This window comes from Marivirga atlantica (assembly GCF_016734805.1).
Classification (GTDB): Bacteria; Bacteroidota; Bacteroidia; order Cytophagales; family Cyclobacteriaceae; genus Marivirga; species Marivirga atlantica.
In genome coordinates this window covers 178,510-202,106 of the sequence record NZ_JAERQG010000002.1, presented here as the reverse complement: position 1 = coordinate 202,106, position 23,597 = coordinate 178,510, and the positions used below count along the sequence as shown (strand labels likewise).

Sequence of the window (23,597 nt, the reverse complement as noted above, 5' to 3'; positions counted from 1 at the left end):
TTTATGATGATTATAAAACTAATAAAGATTAACTGATTAAGAAATGAATAAGTAATTAAAGCCTGCTACGTTCCTTTGTCAGCCACTTTTAATTTGATTATACTTGTATCGCTATTTATACCAATAAAAAAACATGTCAGAAAAACTAAGTTTCAATAAGGCCTTACCACATATTATTGCTGTTGCAATTTTTGTAATCATTAATCTCGTAATGTATTCTCCTATGTTTTTTGAAGGAGAAAAACTCAATCAGAATGATATTCTACAAGGTGCCGGAGCCAATCAGGAGATTATTGGATATCGTGATAAAACTGGCGAAGAGGCTTTATGGACTAATGGCATGTTTAGCGGAATGCCAGCATACCTAATTAATGTTCAGTGGTCTGGTGAACTTACTAAATACATTCAAAAAGTAGTCAGTTTAGGATTACCGTCTCCAGCCAGTCATACATTAGTGGCAATGTTGGCCTTTTACCTTTTGCTTTTAATTTTCAGGGTTAATCCATATTTGGCAATCGCTGGTGGAATTGCGTATGGACTCAATACCTTTTTTATAATTTCAGTAGAAGCCGGACATATTTGGAAAGTTGCTGCCATAAGTTGGATGCCAGCAGTATTAGGAGGAATAGTTCTGACGTTCAGAAAAAAGTATATTTTAGGCTTTATTTTAACTGCCATATCCATGGCATTAGAAATAAGATCAAATCATTACCAGATTACCTATTATTTACTATTAGTTGTATTGATTTATGGTTTATTCAAGCTAATTGAAGCCATAAGAAATGGGGGAATTCCTGACTTTGCTAAAACAATTGGTATTTTATCTATTGCTGTTATTTTAGGTATTGGCGCCAATTTAGGGAAAATATGGACAGCTTATGAGTATGGAAAATTTTCAATTAGAGGTCCTTCTGAATTAAGCACAAATACACAGTCAACAAGTGGTGGCCTTGATAGAGATTATGCTTTTGCCTGGAGCAATGGCATTTGGGAACCATTAACATTTCTAGTACCTAATTATTATGGAGGCGCTACTCAGGAGGTAGTCTCTATGAATTCTGACCTTGCTAATGGTCTTAAAAGCAGAGGAGCAGGTCAAGGTCAGATCAGGAATTTCGTTAAATCTGTACCAACCTACTGGGGAGATCAACCATTTACCAGCGGTCCCTATTATCTTGGTGCTGTAGCCATTTTCCTTTTCTTTATTGGAGCATTCCTGATTAAAGGTCCAATAAAATGGTGGCTGGTTTCCGCTTCAGTTTTTGGTATCATCTTATCATGGGGAGACAACTTTGAAGCTTTCAATTATTTGATTTTTGACTATTTACCCGGTTATAACAAATTCCGATCAGTTTCCATGACTGTGGCTATTCCATTTCTGTGTATGCCTTTACTTGGTTTTATTGGCCTACAGAAATTAATAGATGAAGGATTTGAGAAAAATAAAAAGCAATTTTATTCAGCAGTTATTAGTATTGGAGCTATTCTACTTTTACTGCTTATCTCAACCTATATGTTGAGATTTAGAGGAGCCGTAGATGAACGTTTAGGTGATCAGGCATGGTTAGTTGAATTAATAAGGGAACAAAGAGCTTCTATGGCCCGAGCCGATGTATTAAGGTCATTATTAATGATAGGTCTAGCATTTGGTATTATATGGCTTTGGTCAAAAGAAAAGATAAAAGCCAACTTAGCATTCTTTCTTTTTATAGGAGTTATTGCTATAGACTACTTACCCATATCTAAAAGGTATCTCAATGGAGATAATTTTGTAGAAAATCCTAAAAAATCATTTTTTAGCAAAAGTGCTGTAGATGAACGAATAGATCAGGACAACAGCCATTACAGAGTACTCAATTTGAACAATCCTTTTAATGAAGCTAGAACCTCTTATTATCACGCTTCCCTTGGCGGTTATCATGGTGCTAAAATGAGAAGATATCAGGATTTGATAGAATATCATTTACAACCTGAAATGACAGCTTTAATCGAAGAACTACGAGCTGGAAACACAGATCTTTCAAGCTTCGGAGTTATCAATATGCTTAATACCAAATATATTAAATTTGGAAATGAAGCTTCTCAGGTAATCAACAATCAATCAGCAAATGGAAATGCTTGGTTTGTAGATACGGTTGTTGAGAGTAGTTCGCCAGATGAAACTATTGAGAAGCTGGGTGAAATAGATACAAAAACTACAGCAATTATTAATACAGCCAAATTCAAGTTTGAAGCTAATACTTCCGGAGCAGGTATGATCTCCCTCAATAACTACAGCCCAAACAAATTGGATTACACTTCTAAACGTGATAATGACGGTTTAGCTGTGTTCTCTGAAATATATTATCCAAAAGGCTGGAAGGCATTTATCGATGGAAATGAAGTAGATATTCTTCAAGCTAATTATGTCCTCAGAGCATTGGAAATCCCTAAAGGTGAACACAAAATTGAGTTCAGGTTTGAACCAGCTGCCTATTATATTGGCAATAATGTGATGATGGTTTGCTCAATTATATTAATTCTATTATCGGTAGGAGGAATTGCCTATATCATTACTAGAAAGTAAGTCGTCATGTTGTCTGTAGTTGTATGTACCTATAATAGGGCTAAATATATTGGAACTTGTATTGAGAAGCTGGCTAACCAAAATTGTAATAAAAAGGACTATGAAGTGCTCATTGTTGACAATAAGAGTACGGACAATAGCAAAGAAATAATTGATGCCGTAATAAGTAAATACCCTGAAGCACCTTTAAAATATTATTTAGAGGAAAATCAGGGACATACATATGCAAGAAACAGAGGCATTAAAGAATCAAAAGGGAATATCATTAGTTTTTTGGATGATGATGCTTTTGTTAAAGATGATTATGTAGAAACCCTTATAGAATATTTTTCTAAGCATCCTGATGTACAAGCAGTTGGTGGTAAAATAGTACCTGTATATGAGACCCAAGAGCCTAAATGGATGTCAAAGTATCTGCTGACCTTAGTTTCAGCATTAGACATGGGAGATAATGTTAAGGGATTTCCCAGCTCTAAATTTCCAATTGGTGCTAACATGGCTTTTAGAGCAACTGTATTTGATAAGTATGGACTATTTAATGTAGAACTAGGTAGAAGAGCCGATGGGCTCGAAGGTGGTGATGAAAAAGAGGTATTTATTAGATTGAGAGGAAATAATGAGCTTATTCATTATGTTCCTTCAATAGAAGTAGAGCACATCATTCCTGAAAAGAGAACTCGAAAAGAATACATTAAAGGACTAGGAATAGGCGTGGGTAGCAGTGAGATGAAGAGACTGAAAAGTGCAACTTTACCAGAGAAATTAAAAAAATACTTCTCAGAGATTATAAAGAGTATAGGCAGTATCATTTTGTTCTTAATTTACATGCTAAATGGTAAATGGGCTGCTGCCAAAATGCTAATTCAATTCAGGATTTGGGTGTGGAAAGGATTAATAACTAAATAAATATCGGATGAAATCAAAAGCGCATATTTTTTTAGAAAGTGCATTTTATACACTTTTAACTTTACCAAAGCTAATTATACTTAGCAAGAGATATGCGGCAAAAAGAATCAAAGACTATAAAAATAATGCTAATAAAATTGTAATACTTGGCAATGGTCCTTCTTTAAAAGCCACCATTACCGAGATTCTTTCCATGAAGCAAAACTATGAAACATTATGTGTGAATCATTTTGCAGAGAGTGAATACTACAAGCAAATAAAACCAAATTTTTATGTGCTCAATGCACCGGAAATGTGGATGGAAGATGTTGAAAGCTTTCATAGAGAAAAAGGTCAGAAACTTTTTAAATCAATAGCTGACAATACTTCCTGGTCTTTACAATTATTTATTCCTGCTCAAGCCAAAAAAGTAAGAGGGTGGCAAAAAGTGTTAAGTGAAAACAAGTTCATCACAATTAATTATTTCAACACTACCCCTTTAGAAGGCTTTGAGAAGTTTATCTTTAAAATGATGGAGAATGGTTGGGGTATGCCTCGACCTCACAATGTCCTAATTCCTTCTATAATATTGTCTATGAGGATGGGTTTTAAAAAGATTTATCTGGCAGGCGCTGATCATTCATGGTTAAAGGAAATTTTTGTTTCTGAGGACAATGAAGTTTTTCTTACTCAGAAACATTTCTACGATGAGAAAAAGGCAGAAGCTAGAACAATGGATAAGCTGGGAAAAGGAAGTAGAAAACTACATGAGGTTCTTGAGAAATTTACTTATGCCTTTTCATGTTACTTCCTACTTAATAGATACGCGAAAAAAAAGCAAATTTCAATTATTAATCTAACAGAAGGTTCCTTCATAGATGCTTTTGACAGAGCAAAACATATAGAAGCATAAAAAAATAATTTATGATATCAATTTTAACAGGTGCCAAGAAAAATATAGGTGATTATTTAATTGGAAGTAGGGCAAAAGCATTGTTAGAAAAATATGTAGATGAAGATATCTATGAAATTGATCGCTTTCAGGATATTAGACCACACCTGAAAAAGATTAATCAGTCAAGAGCTCTCATCCTATGTGGTGGACCTGCCTATACCAAGGATATATATCCTAATATTTATAAGCTTAACAATATAATAAAAGAAATAAAAGTGCCTATTATTCCTTTTGGGCTTGGCTGGTCTGGTAGTCCATTTCATAATCCACTGGCATTTGAATTCACCGAGGAAGCTAGCAATTTTATTAAGGACATTCATCAAACAATCAAATTCTCAAGTTGTAGAGATGTACTAACAGAATCGATTCTAAAAGATAAAGGAGTTGAAAATGTGGTGATGACCGGCTGTCCCGTTTGGTATCATATGCCAGACTTGGAAAAGAATTTTACAAGCCTTAAAAATGTTGACCACATCATATTTTCTACTGGTGCGAAGCAGGTTTTATGGAAACAAAGCATTCAACTATTGAGAGAGATAAAGAAAGAATTTCCAGAGGCTAAAATTACCGTGAGCTACCATCGGGGTATCTTCCCTGGCAAACAAACCCCACTGCGTAAAGGTCTATCTTATACTCTAATAGCTATTTATGCAAAAGTCTTAGGTTTGGAAGCGAAAGATGTATCAAGTGATTTGCAAAAAATTGCTTTCTACGAAAATTGTGATTTACACATTGGCTACAGAGTACATGCGCATCTTGACTTCTTAAGTAGAAGGAAGCCTTCATATTTGATAAATGAAGATGGAAGAGGTTTAGGAATGGTTAAAAGTCTTGAACTACCTATCTTTAATTATGATGATAAAAATGTAGTTCATAAAGTATTGGAGCAGGTTAACGAGGACAAATCTTCAAACTTTGAAAGTTTCAGGTCTACATTCGAAAAAATGAAAAATGCCTTCACAAGTATGAAGACATTTCTTGATTATTTAAAAACCCTTTAATCAAATTTGAAGTAGTTCCATTTAAGCACCTGATCTTCCTGAATATCTTGTAAAGCCTCTTTACCGATTATTTGATCAATAAATTTTGGACTGATGCCATGAGCAGGGCGTTTCCAGGTAAGATGCTTGACTGTAACAATATCACCTTTCTTAATAGTTTGAGTAGCTACTAGACTTCTTCTTGCATTTTCCACCGCTAACTTCTCTGATGGTAATCTTCTCACTTCGTTGTCACCTAAAAGTGTAAGTTGATTTTCAAGCTTACCATAAAAGTGCTTCAAATCTTCCTTATTCATAGCATGGTAATGGTCATTTCCTGGTAGGCTTTTATCATGCGTAAAATGCTTCTCAATCACTTTTGCACCTAAAAGTGTTGCAGATATAAGTGTATCCATTTCCTTTGGTAGAGTATGGTCAGAATAACCAATCAATAAATCTGGAAAATGATGCTTTAAACCACTGATCATACCCAGATTGGCTTGATCATCGGGTGTTGGATAATTCAAAACACAATGCAGCAGCGTTACATCTACATCATACGGCTTAATCCATCCAACAGCCTCTTGTATTTCATATAGTTCGCTTGCACCGGTAGATAATATGATGGGTTTATTAAATCTAGCCATAAATTCAACAAATGGTTTATTAGTAATATCCGAGGAAGATATTTTAAAAACACTCATTAAATCATTAAGAAATGTAGCTGAGCTTGTATCAAAAGGAGTGCTCATAAATTCTATACCGTGCTTATCACATTCCTCTTTCAGCTTTTCATATTCACTCTTCCAAAATTTATCATACTTTTGGAAAAGTGCATGTTGAGAAGTTGTTGATTCCTGATTTAAATCCCAATAAGATGGCGAGTCTTTTGAAGCTATGGTGTCAGCCTTATAGGTCTGAAATTTTATGGCATCAGCTCCTGCTTCTTGTGCTTCGTGTATTAGCCTTTTGGCCAATTCCATATCACCTTCATGGTTCACGCCTGCTTCAGCTATCATAAAAGGTTTTTCTATAGCATAGTTATAAGGGCTCGTAGTTTTTAAGAACTCCGAATATTTCATGTCTCTTTATTTAAAGTTTTTCTTATCAATTTTATAACCAGACTTCTCCCCTTTTCAATCCGGTTTTTCTTCATTTTTTCATGCATGCTTATTCTGATGGCAGAATGCTCAAGCAGGTTTTCAAATGCAGCAACTAAGTTAGCTTGCTCCACTTCAATTCCTAAACCCAGATTGATAAATCCATTTTCTTCTGAAGCAAAGAAGTGTGTTAATTCACGCTCGTTCTGAGCCATAATTATTGAGGGAGTACCCGCTAAGGCTAATTCGTAAACTGTTCTACCTGCAGATGAAAAAGCAATATCAGCCGCAAACATAAAATCAGAGATATTATTTACGTTATAATGAAAAATAGCCTTATTGTATTCCCTTTCCTCTATTTTATGTTGGTATCCTAGTCCCAATACTACATCAATCTGAATATCGCTGGTTATGCATTTATCATATATGGCATTAAGAACTTTTTGAGTATAGTTATTAGGATCAGTTCCTCCAAAAGAAATAAGAACTCTCTCTACTTTATCAGAAAGAGTCTTCTCCTCGTGTAGATAGAACTCCTCTCTTGCACAAAAATATTGAGGACCAAAGTAGTGATTTTCAGGACTAGTTTGCTCAGGATAAATTGCATTAATTACAAGATCCGCCTCCAAAGCTCCGGCTCCCAAATCTTCAAAATTAATGGTCAAAATACCGGCCTTATTTATTTTTCTTATATATGATATAGAAGTATCCAAACGATCATTAATTACAGCATCAGGTTTTAATCCAATGACATCATCAACCAAATTCTCAGCCTGTTGCTTCAATACTTTATAATTGTAAGCGGAAATTTTATTGAATGCCAACTCACTTTTTTCGTCAACAAGGAAGATTAATTCGTGATCAACAAGTTCGCTGGCAAGTATGAGACAATTATAAACATGGCCTAATCCTATTTCAGGATATCCAGATACACTAAAAACTATGCGTTTTCTACTAAGCAAGTATTCGCAAACGGACCAATCTTGAAAACTATCAATATCAATAGCCTGCTCCTCGGGTAAAATGTAAAGGTCTACCTCTTTACCTATTCTTGAATTCTCTCGTATGATATCAGTTCTACTAATAAAAAAACTACCCGTTTCCTTATAGACCTGTGGTAACTGTTGCCTGTTAAGCCTGGCTTTATAGTTTGGCAGAAAGAAGCCATTTTTTTCCTTTCTCCAGGTAAGGTGGGTATCATTTACGGCCGCTATAATGGTCTCAATTTGTGAATTATCTATGGCCTTTTGAATTGCCTTATCCAATGAACTTGTTACTAAAAGAGGAGAAGTAGGCTGTAATGTTATTACATAGTCATATTGTTTATTTTCAATAGCCGCAATTTCTTGCCAGGCATAGTAGATAACTGGATCCAGAGTAGTGGCATCTTTTGCCAAATCAGGATTTCTTTTATGAATTTTAGCCTGAAATTTTTTAGCAATGAAGGCTATCTCATCATCATCTGTTGACACATAAACATCAGGTTTATAAGCCGAACCTAAGGCTGTCTGAATACTATATGATATTAACGGCTTCCCTCTAAGCGGTCTTAAATTCTTTCTTGGTATACCTTTTGAACCTCCTCTTGCTGGAATAATAACTAATATATTCATGGATTAAAATTCCTTAATTATATACTCAAGTCCTTGATCAAGCTTAATAAACTTATTCTTTTTAAAATGTCTTCTAAGTTTGGTATTATCGCTGAAGCTCTTCTTTATATCTCCAGCCCTTTGATCTTTATAATTAGCCAATTGATCAGATTTTAATGATTTTTTAATTATTGAAAACAGCTGGTTAATAGAAGTAGGAACTGAAGTCCCAAGATTAAATATCTGATTATTTACAGTACTTACTGCCCCCCTTATCAAGACATCTACAATATCTGAAACATGAATGAAGTCCCTAACCTGATTACCATCACCGTATATATAAACCTCCTTATTGTGGATTAGTCTGTCAATAAAAATAGAGATGACTCCAGAATACGGTGAATCAGCTCTTTGCCCTTTTCCGTAAACATTAAAAAAACGAAATCCTAGAAAGTCTACTTTATTAAGCTGAGAATAGGACTTGGCATGTAACTCATTAATTAATTTTGAATAAGCATACGGAGATTGTGGTTTTACCTCAGCTTTTTCATTTATTGGTACATTATCTGCCTCCCCATAAACAGCACATGAGGAAGCAAATATAACTTTCTGACATCCTTTATTTTTAATAGCTTCTAGAACTTTGATAAAACCTACTTCGTTGGCCAAATGTGCTGCATATGGTTCTTTCATTGACAAAGGCACACTTACCATTGCAGCAAGGTGAAAAAGGTAATCAACTTGATCTGGTAAATCAGATGAAACAACTTCTTGTACATCCTTTTTTAAGAATACCACATTGGCATCATTCAAGCAAAATGAAATGTTATCTTCATAACCAGTACAAAGATTATCAATTATAATGAGTTGTTTTGGATAAAAATTACAAAGAGTACGTATTAAATGATGACCAATAAAGCCTGCTCCCCCAGTAACTACAATATTTTTATTGTTAAAATCTCTCATGTATTAAGTCACTTGTGTGATTGAAAAATCGATTAAAGTTAATCAGAGGATATCTAGCAACCCAGTCTCTTTAGAAATTCTCTTTCAATACCTTTAAAATTTCAATAACAACCTTAAATAAATGATTTCAGCATATGGGTTACCGATAATAGATCGTGACATTTTATGAGCTAATCGAAAAATGAAGATACTTCATAGTTGGTAAATTAATATTATATATTTTTGCCGTTTAACAATCTAATTTATGAGATATTATATAGTTCCAATTATAATTTTAATAAGCTTAAGTACATCACTGGCTCAATCAATTAATAATGCAGGTGAAACAGTTCAAAATGAAGGCATTCAGATTAGCTGGAGCTTGGGAAACATAGCATATCCTTCTAATTCAAATGTTTCTGAGGGGGGTGAAAATCGATATCAATTTCTTGACAAAGCAACTGTCACCAGTATCCAAAAAGAATGGAACATTAATATATCATTCTTTCCAAACCCAACAAAAGGTACACTTAATATTACTCATGATTTAGCTTATAAGACCATAAACATTTCAGTAAGTAATTTAGATGGTCAAAACATCATTCATGATACAATGTCATCAAACAGTAAAACAATTGATCTAAGTAAATTACAAGAAGGTATTTACCTAATATCACTAGAAAGCGAAAACCAACTTAAAACCTTTAAAATACTTAAGAAGTAATGAGAAAATTCTATCTTTTTTTATTTGTATTTACAGCATTTATCACTGTAGCAAAATCTCAAAGTCCAGATCTTTTTAATTATCAAGCATACATTCAAGATGGCGAAGGAAATGCCATTCCTAATACTGAAATCAGTTTGTTAATTGAAATTATCACCGAACAGGTTAATGGAGAAATAATATACTCTGAAAGTCACTCAATTGAAACTGATATTAATTCAATGATAAGTCTTCATGTTGGGGCCGGAGAGAACCCTTCAGGACAATTTAGTATGATTGACTGGAATGGCTATAAAACATTTATAAAAACAAGTATTGATTTAGAGGGCGGTACTAATTATGAACTGATAGGAATAAACCAGATGGTATCTGTTCCATATGCACTTAATGCTAAAAAAGCAAACACGCTTCAAACACCTACCATATTAATAGGAAATGGACAAGACGAATCAGTTCTTACTATAAAAAACAATAATTATAGCAGGTTTGCATCTTACTCTGCGAGCAATAACTCTGATCAGAACGCACCTTTTGTAGGTTACAAGTCTCGTGGCACATTAAGCTCTCCTACAAACATTCAGGCAGAGGATAGAATTACCGGTATTTATGGTTATGCATATGGTAATGGTAATTACTTTGGTAATGCGGCAGTAGAGCTAATCGCTGGTGAACAATCGGGTAGTAACGGCTTGTCAAGTTATATCAAATTTGGTACTACTAATATCGGATCCAATCAACGTCAAGAAAGAATGAGAATTGCTGAAAATGGTAATATTGGTATTGGAACTGAAAATCCTCAATATAAACTCGATGTTAGCGGTGAGATAAATGCAACAGATATCTTTATTGAAGGAACTTCAATTCAAAGTATGATTCAAAGTAATACTGATTTAGGTAATAAAATTGAAATAACCGGGAATGGTCAAGACATTGATCTTATTACTCTAAAAAATGAGAACTATAGCCGTGTTGCCTCTTATTCTATTAGTGATAATGCTGAGCAAAACGCTCCTTTCGTAGGCTATAAAGCCAGAGGATCAATAAATACCCCTGCCAACATTCAAGCCGAAGACAGAATTACCGGTATTTATGGTTATGCATATGGTAATGGTAATTACTGTGGTAATGCGGCAGTAGAGTTAATCGCTGGTGAACAATCGGGTAGTAACGGCATGTCAAGCTATATCAAATTTGGTACTACTAATATCGGATCCATTCAACGTCAAGAAAGAATGAGAATTGCTGAAAATGGTAATATTGGTATTGGAACTGAAAATCCTCAATATAAACTCGATGTTAGCGGAGGGATAAATGCAACAGATATCCTAATTGAAGGAACTTCAATTCAAAGTATGATTCAAAGTAATACTGATTTAGGTAATAAAATTGAAATAACCGGGAATGGTCAAGACATCGATCTTATTACTCTAAAAAATGAGAACTATAGCCGTGTTGCCTCTTATTCTATTAGTGATAATGCTGAGCAAAACGCTCCTTTCGTAGGCTATAAAGCCAGAGGATCAATAAATACCCCTGCCAACATTCAAGCCGAAGATAGAATTACCGGTATTTATGGTTATGCATATGGTAATGGTAATTACTTTGGTAATGCGGCAGTAGAGCTAATCGCTGGTGAGCAATCAGGTAGTAACGGCATGTCAAGCTATATCAAATTTGGCACTACTAATATAGGCTCCATTCAACGCCAAGAAAGAATGAGAATTGCTGAAAATGGAAATGTAGGAATAGGTACTTCTACCCCTAAATCTAAATTACAAGTTACTGACGGTGATATTTATATCGAAAATGCATCTAAGGGTGTAATTATGACTTCACCTAATGGAAATTGTTGGAGAATGACTGTTAATGATACTGGAAATCCAGTATTTACTTCAATTAATTGTCCTCAATAATTTTGAAAGGGCCTTTTACGAGGCCCTTTTCTTTTGCAATACCACTTATTCCAATTCCAATAATTTTAACTTATTTTTAGCTAAACTAAACCAAGCTAAAATATGGATATTAATGAAATTATGGATCAGATGGCTGCATTAGCTATCGAATGGGGACCAAAAGTGATAGGTGCTATTCTTGTACTCATCATTGGTCTTTGGGTAATAAAAGCAATGACAAACGGTCTGTCAAAAGCGCTGGATAAAAGAGACTACGACCCATCACTAAAATCATTTCTTAAAAGTATTCTGAACATCCTGCTAAAGGCAATGCTAGTAATCAGCGTTTTTGGGATGATTGGAATCGAAATGACATCCTTTGTTGCAATTCTTGGTGCAGCAGGTTTGGCTGTAGGTTTAGCACTTTCAGGCACACTACAGAATTTTGCCGGTGGTGTGATGATTTTGATCTTTAAACCTTTTACAGTGGGTGATTGGATTGACGCTCAAGGCCATTCCGGAAGCGTTAAGGCCATACACATTATTAACACTGTGCTTAAAACTGGTGATAATAAAACCATCATTATTCCAAACGGTGGGCTCTTTAATGGCTCTCTTACCAATTATAGTACAGAACCAAAAAGAAGAGTAGACTGGACTGTTGGTATAGGCTATGGCGATGATTATGATAAAGCTAAAGCCGTTTTAATGGACTTAATCAAACAAGATGATCGTATTATCAATGATCCTTCAGAGCCCTTCATTGCTTTAGCGGAATTAGCCGATAGCTCAGTAAACTTAGCGGTTCGTTGTTGGGTAAATGCGGCTGATTATTGGGCAGTTAAGTTTGACATGAATGAAAAGATCTACAAAACATTCGCCAAAGAAGGACTCAGCATTCCGTTCCCTCAAATGGATGTGCATGTGCATAATAGCTAATAGAGTCAAACAAATTAAATAAAAGAGACTTGCCAGTAGCAAGTCTCTTTTATTAGAAGATGGTTTTACAATTGTACATAAACGCCATCAAGGTCGAAGCCTACGATATCTGCTTTACCATCACCATTGACATCCCCAGCTCTACGTGGTTGGAATGCAACATCCCATCCATCGTTATATCCAAAATAAGTTGACGTTTGAGTTCTATAATCAAATCCATTACCATTTGACAAGGCAACAAAAACGCCATCGTTACCAAAGCCTATAATATCCGCTTTTCCATCAGCATTTACATCAGCAACAGTTCTTGGATGTTTACTAACATACCATCCTCCATTATAACAGAAAGTGCTCTGAGGAGAAGTATACCAAGCTTGTCTATAACTAAAACCTGAACCAGTTGATAAGGCTACATATACGCCATCGTTACCGAACCCTACTATATCAGCTTTACCGTCACCATTTACATCAGCAACTGTTCTTGGATGCTTATCTACTGACCATCCACCATTGTAGCAGAAAGTACTCTGTGGTGAAGTATACCAAGGCTGTCTGAAACTAAAACCAGTTCCCGTTGATAACGCTACGTAAACACCATCATCACCGAACCCTACTATATCAGCCTTACCATCACCATTTACATCTGCAACCGTTCTTGGGTGTTTATTAACATCCCAACCTCCGTTATAGCAAAACGTACTCTGCGGTGAAGTATACCAAGGCTGTCTATAACTAAATCCAGACCCCGTTGATAAAGCCACATATACACCATCATTACCGAATCCTACTATATCAGCTTTACCATCGCCATTCACATCAGCTACTGCTCTGGGATGCTTATTCACATCCCATCCACCATTGTAACAAAAAGTTTTTTGTGGTGTATTGTACCATGGCTGCCTGTAGCTAAAACCCGTTCCCGTTGATAGCGCCACATATACGCCATCATTAGCAAATCCTACTACATCTTCTCTTCCATCACCGTTTACATCGGCTAAAACTCTAGGATGTTTTTCCACTCTCCATGAACCAGCATTGTATCCAAATGAACCATTCCATTTAGAAGGTGCCTGACTAACAGATTGTAAATTTTGAATTGATGAGCTTTCAGCAGTTTTTGAAACTTCATTTAGTTCATCTTGACTACAACTGGCAAAAACAGCTGTTAAAAGAATAAGTAAACTTTTACGATTAATTTTTTTAATCACTTTTGTAAGGTTTATGTTGAAAATTTATTTAAACGGTCAAAAGTATGTCAGCAAATTTCAAAAGCAAAGTATTTACTTAAAAATTTTATAAAAAATTAGATTAGTATAATTCATGTTTCATTATTTGACTTTATACACTTTTAAATAAAATATAAACAATGAAAAGTTAATGAGCTCAATAACAAAACATTACAGTAAATAACAGGGATCACATTTCTCCAAATCAATTTGAATAGTTATCATTTAAACTATTGGCCGTTTATAAAAATTTAGTGTAATGACCAGCAATAATGAATCGCTCTGCTTATCTTAAAGGATGAGAAGATTAATTTACATTCTAATTCTATTAACCAGCATTCAACTTTCAATAAGCGCTCAAAATTTTGAAAGAATAAGTATTGGCGATGAGCCTGATGAGTACTACATCGCGTTAGCCCCTTCCTCTGAAAACATTAAGGGTGTACTGGTTTTAATGCCCGGATTTGCTCAACCAGCTGAATCTATTTTCCCTGAAAGTAAAATACAGAATGTGGCATTTGCTAATAGCATCCTATCTATCGCCATACCTTGCCAGCCTAAATTATATGCTGATTCTATTGTGATAGAGAAACTGAACAAAACACTCAATCATGTGAAAACTAAGTATAATGTTTCAGCAGAAGATTTTGTATTAGGTGGCTTCTCCGCTGGCGGAACAATTAGCCTGAGATATGCCGAATACTGTTACCAAAAACCAGATGAAGCATCAATTAAACCTCAGGCAGTTTTTACAGTAGACTCACCAGTAGATCTATTTCATATCTGGAATTACTTTGATCGCGAGTTAAAGAAAAACTTCTCGGAAGCCGGAGTAAATGAAGCCAAATATGTACAAGGATTAATGCTCAAAGAAATTGGAAGTCCTGAAGACAATAGAGATGTCTGGAATGCATTCACCCCTTTTAATATGGAAAGTGATGCTAAAGGAAACGAGCAACATTTAGAGAGTATAGCTATAAGAGTCTATCATGATATAGACGTTAATTGGTTAATTAACGAAAGACATAGAAGTTTGATGGATACCAATGCTTTGCCAGCGTCTGAGCTGATTAACCGACTAAAACAATATGGAAATAACAAAGCTGAATTCATGATAGCAAAAAATGAGGGCTACAGAAGCTCAGGATTAAGACATCCGCACTCATGGTCAATAGTAGATGAAATTGAATTGATTCAGTGGGTTAAGAAGCAACTTGATAAATAAATTTAAAACAATGGACATAGACATAAGAGCAAATTGCGGTAACTCTCCAAAAAATGAATTCTTAAAAGAACTAAATATTGCTTTTGCTCGTGCAGCTGTCGATCAAGTGATGGATGTTGTAACTGATGATTTTGAATTAAAGATGGTAGGCAACCAGCTAATAAAAGGAAAGGCAGCGCTAAAAGCCATGTTCCAGCAACAGCAGGAAATTGTAATGGAAGCAATTAGCCTACACAATATTATAACACACGGTAAGGAAGGTGCAGTGAATGGCGAGTTCACTATGTCTGATGGTAAACGCTATGCCTTTGCTGATTTCTATCAATTTGAAAATGTGAAGGCTAAGAAAGTGAGTAAAATCACTTCTTATTTGATTGAGATATTCCAAGATTGACTTTACAATAATCTCTTTTTTATTAAACTAGATCAAACTAAATTGATGGCTCACAAATGCCATTATCATGCTAGTTACTAAAAACTTCAGCCTTAAGCGTGCCATGGAATTCAGCGGTCATCACATTATATGGCTTACCGCATGGATGTCTTCAGTTACACTGCTATATTATTACACTAATTTACAGTGGTTACACATACCATGGCTTCCTTTGTCATTAATAGGTACAGCAGTTGCATTTTATGTAGGCTTTAAAAATAATAGTGCTTATGATCGTATGTGGGAGGCCCGAAAAATATGGGGTGCAATTGTTAATAGTAGTAGAAGCTGGGGCACCTGCATCAAGCATTTTGTAAGCAATCAATTTACCGCTCAACATTTTTCTGATGAGGAATTAAAGTCAATCAAAGTAAAGATGATTTATCGGCATATTGGCTGGCTGTACGCACTAAGGAGTCAATTACTTGTGGTGACCAATTGGGAACATGCCAACCAAAAAGGGTTAATAGGTCATGCTGCAAAACGATATATTAGAAAATTTGGTACTGGTTTAGTAGATGATGAAGTGACTAAGATTAATTTGAAGAATTTTCTTGAAGAACATGAATATGAAGAGTTAATCAATTTTAAGAATACAGCCACACAAATTATTGACCGTCAAAGTGAAGATTTGGCAAAGCTCAGAGAGAAAGAACTTATTGATGATTTCAGACACATGGAACTGCAAAAAATTCTCAATGATTTTTATGAGCATCAAGGCAAGTGTGAACGCATTAAGAAGTTCCCATTACCCCGTCAATACGGAAGCATGAGCTTTATTTTTGTAGCTCTATTTATATTTCTTCTTCCATTCGGCATGGTATCAGAATTTGCCAAGTTGGGAGACTGGGCAATTTGGTTATCTATTCCATTCACCGTACTAGTAGGCTGGGTGTTCGTTGTCATGGAAATTATTGGTGATTATACTGAAAACCCTTTTTCGGGAATGTCTAATGATATACCTATGCTATCGCTATGTAGAGTTATCGAAAATGATTTACGAGAAATGCTCGGTGAAACTAAGCTACCTGAAGACATTGTAGCCAGAAATGGTGTGTTAATGTAAGCCTATTCCGGATGATAAACTTTCACAGCTTCCTTATACACCTTCACCTTATCCAGAGTCATAGGCTTTAATTCCTTATTCACAAACATTTCCATCTGGTCGGTATAATGCTGGCTTTCAGTTTTTGAGGAAGTACCATAAGGTGCCACTGACTCAAGTTCAGGAAGGCCATCTTTTTTAAATCTCGCAAGTAAAATATAGGACTCTCCCACATAGGCTCTTTGCTTGAGCTTATCCTCTGTCGGTTTTGTGTACATAGGTGCTATTACATCCGGTAAGCCATCAATTGGCATTTCTACTGTACCCCTTTTATGCACTTGCAATCTTGAGAGCGGCACCTCAATTGTTCCATAATTGGACAAAAGCAACTCTTTACTTTTTTTAAGGAGTTCAACTGCCTGCATTTCAGTTTCAATAGACTCCTTGGCATTATTTAGAAGAATTTTCATGGCTCCTGCCCCTATGCTTTCCTTCTCAGCTCTTCTATCCCATTGTTGCAAAATACTTAGATAGTCTGCTACTTCAGGGTAATCAGCAGGATTCATCCTGAAAATCAAATTGATGTCCTGATCAAAATAGAAAGTATCAGGATATTGAATATCATATTTAAGTCTTTTGAAATCAGCGTAGCTTAATTTCTCTTCCTGAGCCATTAATTGCTGAAATCTTTTACTTCGGTTATTATCTTTCAGTCCAAACCCCATTGCGGCAGGAAAGCCATCCGCTTTCAAATTTTCACTTAGTGCAGTAGCATTAAAAGGCGTATTATTCATATTGAATAAATAGCCGGAACTTGGATCTGTATATTGAGGTAATTCGTTAAATGTGTGATAGCTTTTCCAAAGAGTTGCAGTTGTGTCTCCTGGTAAAACGGCCTTCCAATTAAAATTAGGATTACGCACAGGCAATTTGGCATTACTAACATAAAAAATATGATGGTCATTGTCCGCATAAACTATATTAAAACCAGGTAAGTCAATAGGCTCAAGTACCTGCTTAAACTCATTGAGGTTTGTTGTCTTGGTCATTTCATACCATTGCTGAATAGCTTTTAATCCTCTATTTGCAGCAAAAGCCACTGCATAAAAACCATGTTTGTTTTCAATAACTGATCCGTATTCACTCACATAATATTTCTTGCTAATCGGGATGTTCAACCCAAGCATTTTCACCTTTAGTTTAGCCTTCTTTTTTTCCAGTGGGATTGATTCCCCATTTATGAAATAATGAAGCTTTTGCTCAGCATCCATTCTTAATTTATACACATCAATTTTATCAGGATGATTCACCGTATGTGCCCAGCCCAGGTGTTCATTCACCCCATGAAAAATAGTCGGACTGCCAGGGAATAAAGCACCCAGTATATTTAATCCTTCTTCACTATTTAAATGCACCTCATACCAGCTGGCTGGCCCTTCAAATGGCTGGTGTGAATTGATAGCCAAAAAGCTTTCCCCACTAGTGGTTTTAGAACTGCTAATAGCAATGGCATTAGATCCAATACTTTCATAAGGATTATCTGCAATCTTATCATTTACCAATTTCCCCAAAATATCATCTACCCCACTCATGGCTGAGAGTGACAACACAAAGGCTCTATACATATCGTCTTCTGAAGCCGGAAAAAGCTTTCTGTGCAGCACTTCTTTAGGATGAGCTGCTGCATAAGCATTTATACCCTCTATGTAGCCGGCAACAAGTTTTTGAAATTCGGGAGAAAGCGTATTCCTCTTAGCCTCTACCAGTTCCGGAGCACCAATAAACTGCGTAAAGAAATCTATGGCGGCTCCACTTGGACCAAATACTTTTCCTGCCATCAACTTTCCAGCTGCCAGTGTACCCTGAATGGTTTTGAAGTCATCCTCGGCATGTGCCCAAGCTAACCCAAAAGCGGTTTCAGCATCAGTTGGTGCATAAATGTGGGCAACACCCCATTTGTCTCTTACAATGTCAATCTTTTGAGGATTAATTTGAGCATTAGTTGATAGGGAGATTAGATAGCAAAAGCTAGCTGCCAATAATTTAGACCAATTTTCTTTTAACATCATATTACAAGAGTTAGAGGCAAATACTGTTTATATTTTGAAAGTTACCAACCTACACCAAATACGGATGAAGAATTTATATGAAGGCTAGCGAAACATACAATTCAAGCACAAACCCGAATAGCAAAAAGATAAAATAAAAGAATCCTAGTGTAAGGAATTTAATAAAGGTTTTTCCCCAACTACCCGGGTATAACCTCTTCATGGAGAAAAGTGTATATAAGCTCACCCACGAAAAGCCGGCAAATAAAATCCAATTCTCAGATGAATCGAAAGTACTCATTAATAAAATACCCAATCCGTAAATGAAGTAGGCAAAGGCGTGAAGATGCAAACCATGTATCACATGCTCTATATAATAAAACCTTCTGAAGTAGAATAGTTTTAGTATAAGCGCAAACAGAGGCAACAGAAAAAACATTAGAACAGGTAAGTTTCTGGTAGCCTTATAGGTAAAAAGTGCCGGCTCGGCAAGGAAATTTCGAAAAGCCTTAGCGTTAAAATCATTAACATTAATGTTGATCGATTGAAGATTTTCTTGAAACCCCTGATCACTTAAGGTATCATCTTTAGCCCATTGCTTTAAGTTTAACCAACCAGCCTCAGCGTCCTTCTTAATTTCTTTCGGATTTACAACATTCTTAAAATCTAGATCTTTACTTAAGCTATCGATATAAATATTGCTAACTGAATCAGCTGTGACTAATTCCTTATCCGTAAGTTTCCCTTTTCCTTTTGTAAAGTCATTGGGTACCAAAAGACCTACCATAAAGAAAAAGAAGAGTGAAAACAGCAAATAAAGCCTTATGGGATTGATATATCTCTTTCTTTTACCTTCATTGAAATCCTTAGTCAGCTTGCCAGGCTTGAAAATAAAAGGATATAGGGTTTTTGATAAAACCGTATCAAAGCTTAAATAATTAGAAAGGAAATCCTGGATAAACGCTCCAATAGGAAGCTTCTTAATTGTATTTTCCTGACCACAGTTTGGACAATAGTTCTGATCCTTTGTTAATAACTCAGCACAATTCAGGCATCTAACTTTTTCTTCTACCATTTCTATATTGAGTGAATTTTAAAATTAAAAAATTATTGAACAGAAAAATGATTTTTTTGACAAATGAGTCTGGCTTAAGTTAAATAAAGCATGAGCGCCTGATCCCTACCCTAATCAGAAGAATAAAGCTTTACTGCATCTTATTCAATATGCATCCATCTATACTAAATCATTGCATTTGCCGGCTAAATAAGCAAACCGTACAGACAACAATAAGATTAAACAGTATCAATGTAATAATCTGTGCCTTTTTCGTAATAAAACTTGAACTGCTTCTCAATTAATGCAGCTACATCCACTGCTCATAGTTTTACAAAACTTAGCTGAGCGATATTTACAGACCTATTTTTGGTTAAAAACTATTTCGCTTCAAATATTTTATAAGCAGTCATTAGTTGTAATAATCACCTTTATGGGTAGATGATAAAAATGCCGACTATCATTTCATCGAACATAAATTACCCTTTAACTACACAAAACTTACGCTTATGGAAAGAGTAAAAATTCAAATCTTTAGAAGAAATTACCTATTATCTATCTTAATTGCGTTCAAATAGAAATATGTTTTAGAGAAAAAACTTAGCGCTTATCTTGCTTTATTTATCCTTCTAGTTAACTTTCTAATTCTGATTTTATATAAGTGTTAAAAAGCAGTTCTATTAAATTTTATTCAATCTACAATCAAGACAAATGACGACAAATAATCAATTGAATATAGCAACTCATAATTTAAGCCAGCTATATACAGCACTTGATAAAACTGCACTTATTAGTAAAACTGATATAAAAGGAAATATTACTTACGTTAATGAACTCTTTATAAATGCCAGTAAATACACTGAAGAACAGTTACTAGGAGGAAATCATAACATTGTTAATTCTAACCATCATTCTGATGAATTTTTTACTGATTTATGGAATACAATAAAGAGCGGAGAAACCTGGAAAGGGACTATTCGAAATAAAGCAAAAGATGGAAGTTTCTACTGGATTGAGGCAGTAATACTACCATTAAAAAATGAGCAAAGTGAAGTAATCGAATTTTTAAATATTAGTCAGGATATCACAGCAAAGGTAAATCTGGAGAAGGATAATGAAGCCTTGCAATTAAAAAACAAAGAAATTGAGCAGTTTGCTTACGTTGTTTCTCATGATTTAAAAGAGCCAATTAGGACTTTAGAAGGTATGACACATATCTTACAAATGAAGCATTCCTATAAGTTAGGTGAAAAAGGAAATGAAATACTGGCTTATATTTTAAAAGCGACAGATAGGATGAGTAACCTTATCAAAGGTTTGCTTGATCTGTCGGTTTTAGGAACTAAAAATGAAATTGAATCTATTGATTCAGAGGCTACTTTAGAAGCCGTGATTGAAGATTTATCTTTGCTAATAGATAAGAATAACGTTCAAATACATCACTCAAGCCTTCCAAAAATATATGGGTATAAAACTGAATTCAGACTTCTGCTCCAGAATTTAATTCAAAATGCTATTAAATTTAAACGGCAAAATGCTACTCCTTCAATTAAAATAAATTCCGTTGAAACCGGTAATTTCTATCAATTCTCTGTTGAAGATAACGGCATAGGTATTCGCAAAGAGAACATCGATAAAATATTTAAAATATTTAGCAGACTGCAAAACTCTAGCAAAGTTGAGGGAACAGGCATAGGGCTTGCCCACTGCAAAAAAATTGTAAGCCTTCATGGAGGTGAAATTTGGGCTGAGTCAGTATTTAAAAAAGGTACAACCATATTTTTCACTATCCCTATTCAGAAAAATAAGGAAGATGAACCAAATAATTAATAGACTACTTCCTATAAATTCCGTGAAAAACCGTTTGCCAGTTTTCGCCATTGTCTGTTGAAACTTGCCATAGCTGCACTACTTCGTTTTCGCTCTTAGGCGTCCAGCTTACTTTGTTGATCACTGTTTGATTATTCGCATTAAGGCTTGGCTCAGTTTTCATCACCATTACACCATTTTCCATTCCACCTTTGAGTTGCAAAATACCGCCCTGGTTATCAATCCAGCTTTGGTGCCACTTACCAGTATTAGCATCATAAAAATTGTAACTGGTTCCCGAATAGCCTCCTCCGGCACCTGACCATTGCTCTTTTAGTCCGCAGCCGTTCTCCACCAAACTTATATGATTATGACCTACATAATTTCCTTGCGGATTATGCACTTCCCAGTCGCCCAGCCAAAAGTCAAAGACACGATGAACAGAATCTGTACAACCTGCAGAAATACGACTTCCTTTTAGTTCATTGCTTGTCAAAATGGCTTGTTTTTCTACTTTTATAGACTTTCTGAAATCTTTAGGTGTTAATTCATTTAATAAGTTGGCGCCACTTTGAGTACTCATCCACTTCTTAAAATGCGCCTCAATAGAATCTTCCTGCTGCTCATCTTTATAAGTAGTTGTCAAGATGATATCATAATCCGAATCAGCGACCTGCTTTATTTCATAACCTTCAATAAAGCCATGTTTCTTAGCATACTTCCTGAAAACCAGCCAATTGTTCTCATAGAAAAAGAGTGCTTCATCCTCATGGTTATTAAGAACCTTCACATACTCTTCCCTATCATATGCAGTAGTAGAGATAGTTTCTTCCAATCTCAGTAACCTAATCTCAGGTTTTATATTTTCAGGGTTCTCAATCACACCATTTTTATTCAATGGCCAGAAGCTTTTGGAAACATAATACAATACATGATTGCGAGATATACCTAAAGTAGGCTCTGCTTTTTCTGAATAAAATCTGTCCAGGACTTTAAAAGAAGTGATCGTTTCGTTGCACTCATCAAGCGATAAAGAGATTACCCTAAAAGGCTTTGTACCATTCTGAATAGCTATTAACCTTTCTTCATCAGCATATAAACCATCTATGCCTTTCAAACTGATATCAAGCTTATTTTCAAGTTTTTGAAGTTGCTTACTGTGGGTATTATAGGCGTATATTCCATTTACATAATCAGCTATAAAAAGATACTGATCTATTTGAACCAAGCCTTGAAGCGAAATAAAATCATCATGTTTCAAATACGTTTTAAGACCTTCTCCATCTAACAGATAAACTATGTTTTGCCTACTGTCAGAAATTAAAATTTCTCCTTTCTGATTGATAATTAAGTCACCGAACAAATGCGGTTCATCATCACTTAATTCATACTTTTCAATAACTTCACCTTTTATTAAATCAATTTTAAACAGTGAAGATCGATCTATTTGGGGACTATCTTCTGATAAACCGCCCTCCTTTATGCCCATAGCAGCTACCCAAAGGAAACCAGCAGCATCAATAGCCATTCCTGTTTGAGAAAGTGGCAAAGCCTCCTTCAAAATAGCCATAGCATTTCCATTCTGATCAATGGCGAAAATATTTCTTTTGTTAATACTGCTTACCAAAAACCTTCTGTTGTTAGCATCATAGGCTACACCTTCAATGTGTAAACTTGAATCGGCAATTGATAACAGCGTAGCAGAACTTAGTAATTCATTTTGCAAAAACTCCTGTCGGTTAACCAATTGCTGATAGCATGAGCTTTCCTTTAACCCTTTTAACTGCTCTTTGTCAAGCGGATAATTGTATGCATCTATATTGATTACCTTTCTCAACCAGTAGCAAGCCGAGTCGCTATTATCGTTCAAGCTTTGCGCCAGGGCCAAATGATACATAATGGTCTGGTGGTTAGGCCTGATTTGATTGGCCGTCTGCATTTCTCTTAAGTAAGCTTTATAGTTTTTAGCTTCGAATGCTTCTTTACCATTATTGTATGCAGTAACATAATCCTGAGCAAAGCTCAAGCTCATCAGCATATTCATCAGAGTTAAAAAAAGTAAGAATCTTGTCATTATAGCATGATTTAGGTTAGTAGGTTAAGTGGCAGCAATATCTCAAAAACTATTAAATTCACTTTCCCCCATATTGGGGTATATCCATCTTCTTGGTATAAGATG

Annotated in this window: 18 protein-coding genes; 11 read left to right on the top strand and 7 right to left on the bottom strand. The window is 35.3% G+C overall.

Annotated features, from left to right (window positions below; all coding sequences use genetic code 11):
* Positions 1-133: 133 nt before the first annotated feature.
* From JKP34_RS08310 to JKP34_RS08295, 4 genes are read left to right on the top strand one after another with little or no spacing between them, the layout of a single operon-like run.
* The gene (locus tag JKP34_RS08310; protein ID WP_201919685.1) at positions 134-2,566 is read left to right on the top strand and encodes a YfhO family protein; all 2,433 of its coding nucleotides are present in this window, start codon (positions 134-136) and stop codon (positions 2,564-2,566) included.
* A gap of 6 nt (positions 2,567-2,572) precedes the next feature.
* Positions 2,573-3,472, top strand: a complete 900-nt coding sequence (locus JKP34_RS08305) for a glycosyltransferase (RefSeq protein WP_201919683.1) — start codon at positions 2,573-2,575, stop codon at positions 3,470-3,472.
* A gap of 7 nt (positions 3,473-3,479) precedes the next feature.
* Positions 3,480-4,364 (top strand): motility associated factor glycosyltransferase family protein, encoded by an 885-nt coding sequence (locus tag JKP34_RS08300; protein ID WP_201919681.1) that lies wholly within the window; start codon positions 3,480-3,482, stop codon positions 4,362-4,364.
* A gap of 11 nt (positions 4,365-4,375) precedes the next feature.
* Positions 4,376-5,407, top strand: a complete 1,032-nt coding sequence (locus JKP34_RS08295; RefSeq protein WP_201919679.1) for a polysaccharide pyruvyl transferase family protein — start codon at positions 4,376-4,378, stop codon at positions 5,405-5,407.
* Here the strand turns inward: JKP34_RS08295 and JKP34_RS08290 are convergent.
* From JKP34_RS08290 to JKP34_RS08280, 3 genes are read right to left on the bottom strand one after another with little or no spacing between them, the layout of a single operon-like run.
* Positions 5,404-6,468 (bottom strand): N-acetylneuraminate synthase family protein, encoded by a 1,065-nt coding sequence (locus JKP34_RS08290; protein WP_201919677.1) that lies wholly within the window; start codon positions 6,466-6,468, stop codon positions 5,404-5,406. The two genes, JKP34_RS08295 and JKP34_RS08290, sit on opposite strands and share 4 nt — an antisense overlap.
* Positions 6,465-8,099: a cytidylyltransferase domain-containing protein gene (locus JKP34_RS08285; protein ID WP_201919676.1), complete on the bottom strand. Its 1,635-nt coding sequence runs from the start codon at positions 8,097-8,099 to the stop codon at positions 6,465-6,467. Before JKP34_RS08285 ends, JKP34_RS08290 begins: the two co-directional genes overlap by 4 nt.
* 3 nt (positions 8,100-8,102) lie before the next feature.
* The gene (locus tag JKP34_RS08280) at positions 8,103-9,044 is read right to left on the bottom strand and encodes an NAD-dependent epimerase/dehydratase family protein (RefSeq protein WP_201919673.1); all 942 of its coding nucleotides are present in this window, start codon (positions 9,042-9,044) and stop codon (positions 8,103-8,105) included.
* Positions 9,045-9,288: 244 nt separating this feature from the next.
* Between JKP34_RS08280 and JKP34_RS08275 the strand changes: the two genes are divergently transcribed.
* The 3 genes from JKP34_RS08275 to JKP34_RS08265 all read left to right on the top strand — a co-directional run bounded on the left by JKP34_RS08275 (position 9,289) and on the right by JKP34_RS08265 (position 12,578).
* A complete protein-coding gene (locus JKP34_RS08275) occupies positions 9,289-9,747 on the top strand; it encodes a T9SS type A sorting domain-containing protein (protein ID WP_201919671.1) in 459 nt (152 codons plus the stop codon).
* On the top strand, positions 9,747-11,660 hold the full coding sequence (locus JKP34_RS08270; protein WP_201919669.1) for a hypothetical protein: 1,914 nt from the start codon (positions 9,747-9,749) through the stop codon (positions 11,658-11,660). The genes JKP34_RS08275 and JKP34_RS08270 overlap by 1 nt, the downstream gene beginning before the upstream one ends.
* A gap of 102 nt (positions 11,661-11,762) precedes the next feature.
* Positions 11,763-12,578 carry a mechanosensitive ion channel family protein gene (locus JKP34_RS08265; RefSeq protein ID WP_201919667.1) on the top strand — a complete coding sequence of 272 codons (816 nt, stop codon included), beginning with the start codon at positions 11,763-11,765 and terminating at the stop codon, positions 12,576-12,578.
* Between the two features lie 65 nt (positions 12,579-12,643).
* Here the strand turns inward: JKP34_RS08265 and JKP34_RS08260 are convergent, their stop codons facing one another.
* Positions 12,644-13,786 (bottom strand): FG-GAP repeat domain-containing protein, encoded by a 1,143-nt coding sequence (locus JKP34_RS08260; protein ID WP_201919665.1) that lies wholly within the window; start codon positions 13,784-13,786, stop codon positions 12,644-12,646.
* A 316-nt stretch (positions 13,787-14,102) separates the two neighbouring features.
* On the opposite strand from JKP34_RS08260, the gene JKP34_RS08255 reads away from it, so the two are divergent.
* From JKP34_RS08255 to JKP34_RS08245, 3 genes are all read left to right on the top strand, one after another.
* On the top strand, positions 14,103-15,029 hold the full coding sequence (locus tag JKP34_RS08255) for a hypothetical protein (RefSeq protein ID WP_201919663.1): 927 nt from the start codon (positions 14,103-14,105) through the stop codon (positions 15,027-15,029).
* Positions 15,030-15,039: 10 nt separating this feature from the next.
* On the top strand, positions 15,040-15,423 hold the full coding sequence (locus JKP34_RS08250) for a nuclear transport factor 2 family protein (RefSeq protein ID WP_201919661.1): 384 nt from the start codon (positions 15,040-15,042) through the stop codon (positions 15,421-15,423).
* A 67-nt stretch (positions 15,424-15,490) separates the two neighbouring features.
* Positions 15,491-16,528 carry a bestrophin family protein gene (locus JKP34_RS08245; RefSeq protein WP_201919659.1) on the top strand — a complete coding sequence of 346 codons (1,038 nt, stop codon included), beginning with the start codon at positions 15,491-15,493 and terminating at the stop codon, positions 16,526-16,528.
* 2 nt (positions 16,529-16,530) lie between these two features.
* Here JKP34_RS08245 and JKP34_RS08240 read toward each other — a convergent pair whose 3' ends face one another.
* Both JKP34_RS08240 and JKP34_RS08235 read right to left on the bottom strand, forming a co-directional pair.
* Complete coding sequence (locus tag JKP34_RS08240; RefSeq protein ID WP_201919656.1) at positions 16,531-18,576, bottom strand: penicillin acylase family protein; 2,046 nt, start codon at positions 18,574-18,576, stop codon at positions 16,531-16,533.
* Positions 18,577-18,649: 73 nt separating this feature from the next.
* On the bottom strand, positions 18,650-19,630 hold the full coding sequence (locus JKP34_RS08235) for a DUF3667 domain-containing protein (protein WP_201919654.1): 981 nt from the start codon (positions 19,628-19,630) through the stop codon (positions 18,650-18,652).
* 690 nt (positions 19,631-20,320) lie between these two features.
* On the opposite strand from JKP34_RS08235, the gene JKP34_RS08230 reads away from it, so the two are divergent.
* On the top strand, positions 20,321-21,439 hold the full coding sequence (locus JKP34_RS08230; protein WP_201919652.1) for a sensor histidine kinase: 1,119 nt from the start codon (positions 20,321-20,323) through the stop codon (positions 21,437-21,439).
* Between the two features lie 4 nt (positions 21,440-21,443).
* Here the strand turns inward: JKP34_RS08230 and JKP34_RS08225 are convergent, their stop codons facing one another.
* Positions 21,444-23,492 (bottom strand): SMP-30/gluconolactonase/LRE family protein, encoded by a 2,049-nt coding sequence (locus JKP34_RS08225; RefSeq protein ID WP_201919650.1) that lies wholly within the window; start codon positions 23,490-23,492, stop codon positions 21,444-21,446.
* Positions 23,493-23,597: the final 105 nt, after the last annotated feature.

Coding starts and splice junctions, on each gene's coding strand:
- JKP34_RS08300 (WP_201919681.1), top strand. CDS start 3,480: ATGAAATCAAAAGCGCATATTTTTTTAGAAAGTGCATTTTATACACTT.
- JKP34_RS08290 (WP_201919677.1), bottom strand. CDS start 6,468: ATGAAATATTCGGAGTTCTTAAAAACTACGAGCCCTTATAACTATGCT.
- JKP34_RS08280 (WP_201919673.1), bottom strand. CDS start 9,044: ATGAGAGATTTTAACAATAAAAATATTGTAGTTACTGGGGGAGCAGGC.
- JKP34_RS08250 (WP_201919661.1), top strand. CDS start 15,040: ATGGACATAGACATAAGAGCAAATTGCGGTAACTCTCCAAAAAATGAA.
- JKP34_RS08255 (WP_201919663.1), top strand. CDS start 14,103: ATGAGAAGATTAATTTACATTCTAATTCTATTAACCAGCATTCAACTT.
- JKP34_RS08295 (WP_201919679.1), top strand. CDS start 4,376: ATGATATCAATTTTAACAGGTGCCAAGAAAAATATAGGTGATTATTTA.
- JKP34_RS08230 (WP_201919652.1), top strand. CDS start 20,321: ATGACGACAAATAATCAATTGAATATAGCAACTCATAATTTAAGCCAG.
- JKP34_RS08305 (WP_201919683.1), top strand. CDS start 2,573: ATGTTGTCTGTAGTTGTATGTACCTATAATAGGGCTAAATATATTGGA.
- JKP34_RS08245 (WP_201919659.1), top strand. CDS start 15,491: ATGCTAGTTACTAAAAACTTCAGCCTTAAGCGTGCCATGGAATTCAGC.
- JKP34_RS08310 (WP_201919685.1), top strand. CDS start 134: ATGTCAGAAAAACTAAGTTTCAATAAGGCCTTACCACATATTATTGCT.
- JKP34_RS08265 (WP_201919667.1), top strand. CDS start 11,763: ATGGATATTAATGAAATTATGGATCAGATGGCTGCATTAGCTATCGAA.
- JKP34_RS08235 (WP_201919654.1), bottom strand. CDS start 19,630: ATGGTAGAAGAAAAAGTTAGATGCCTGAATTGTGCTGAGTTATTAACA.
- JKP34_RS08285 (WP_201919676.1), bottom strand. CDS start 8,099: ATGAATATATTAGTTATTATTCCAGCAAGAGGAGGTTCAAAAGGTATA.
- JKP34_RS08225 (WP_201919650.1), bottom strand. CDS start 23,492: ATGACAAGATTCTTACTTTTTTTAACTCTGATGAATATGCTGATGAGC.
- JKP34_RS08240 (WP_201919656.1), bottom strand. CDS start 18,576: ATGATGTTAAAAGAAAATTGGTCTAAATTATTGGCAGCTAGCTTTTGC.
- JKP34_RS08270 (WP_201919669.1), top strand. CDS start 9,747: ATGAGAAAATTCTATCTTTTTTTATTTGTATTTACAGCATTTATCACT.
- JKP34_RS08275 (WP_201919671.1), top strand. CDS start 9,289: ATGAGATATTATATAGTTCCAATTATAATTTTAATAAGCTTAAGTACA.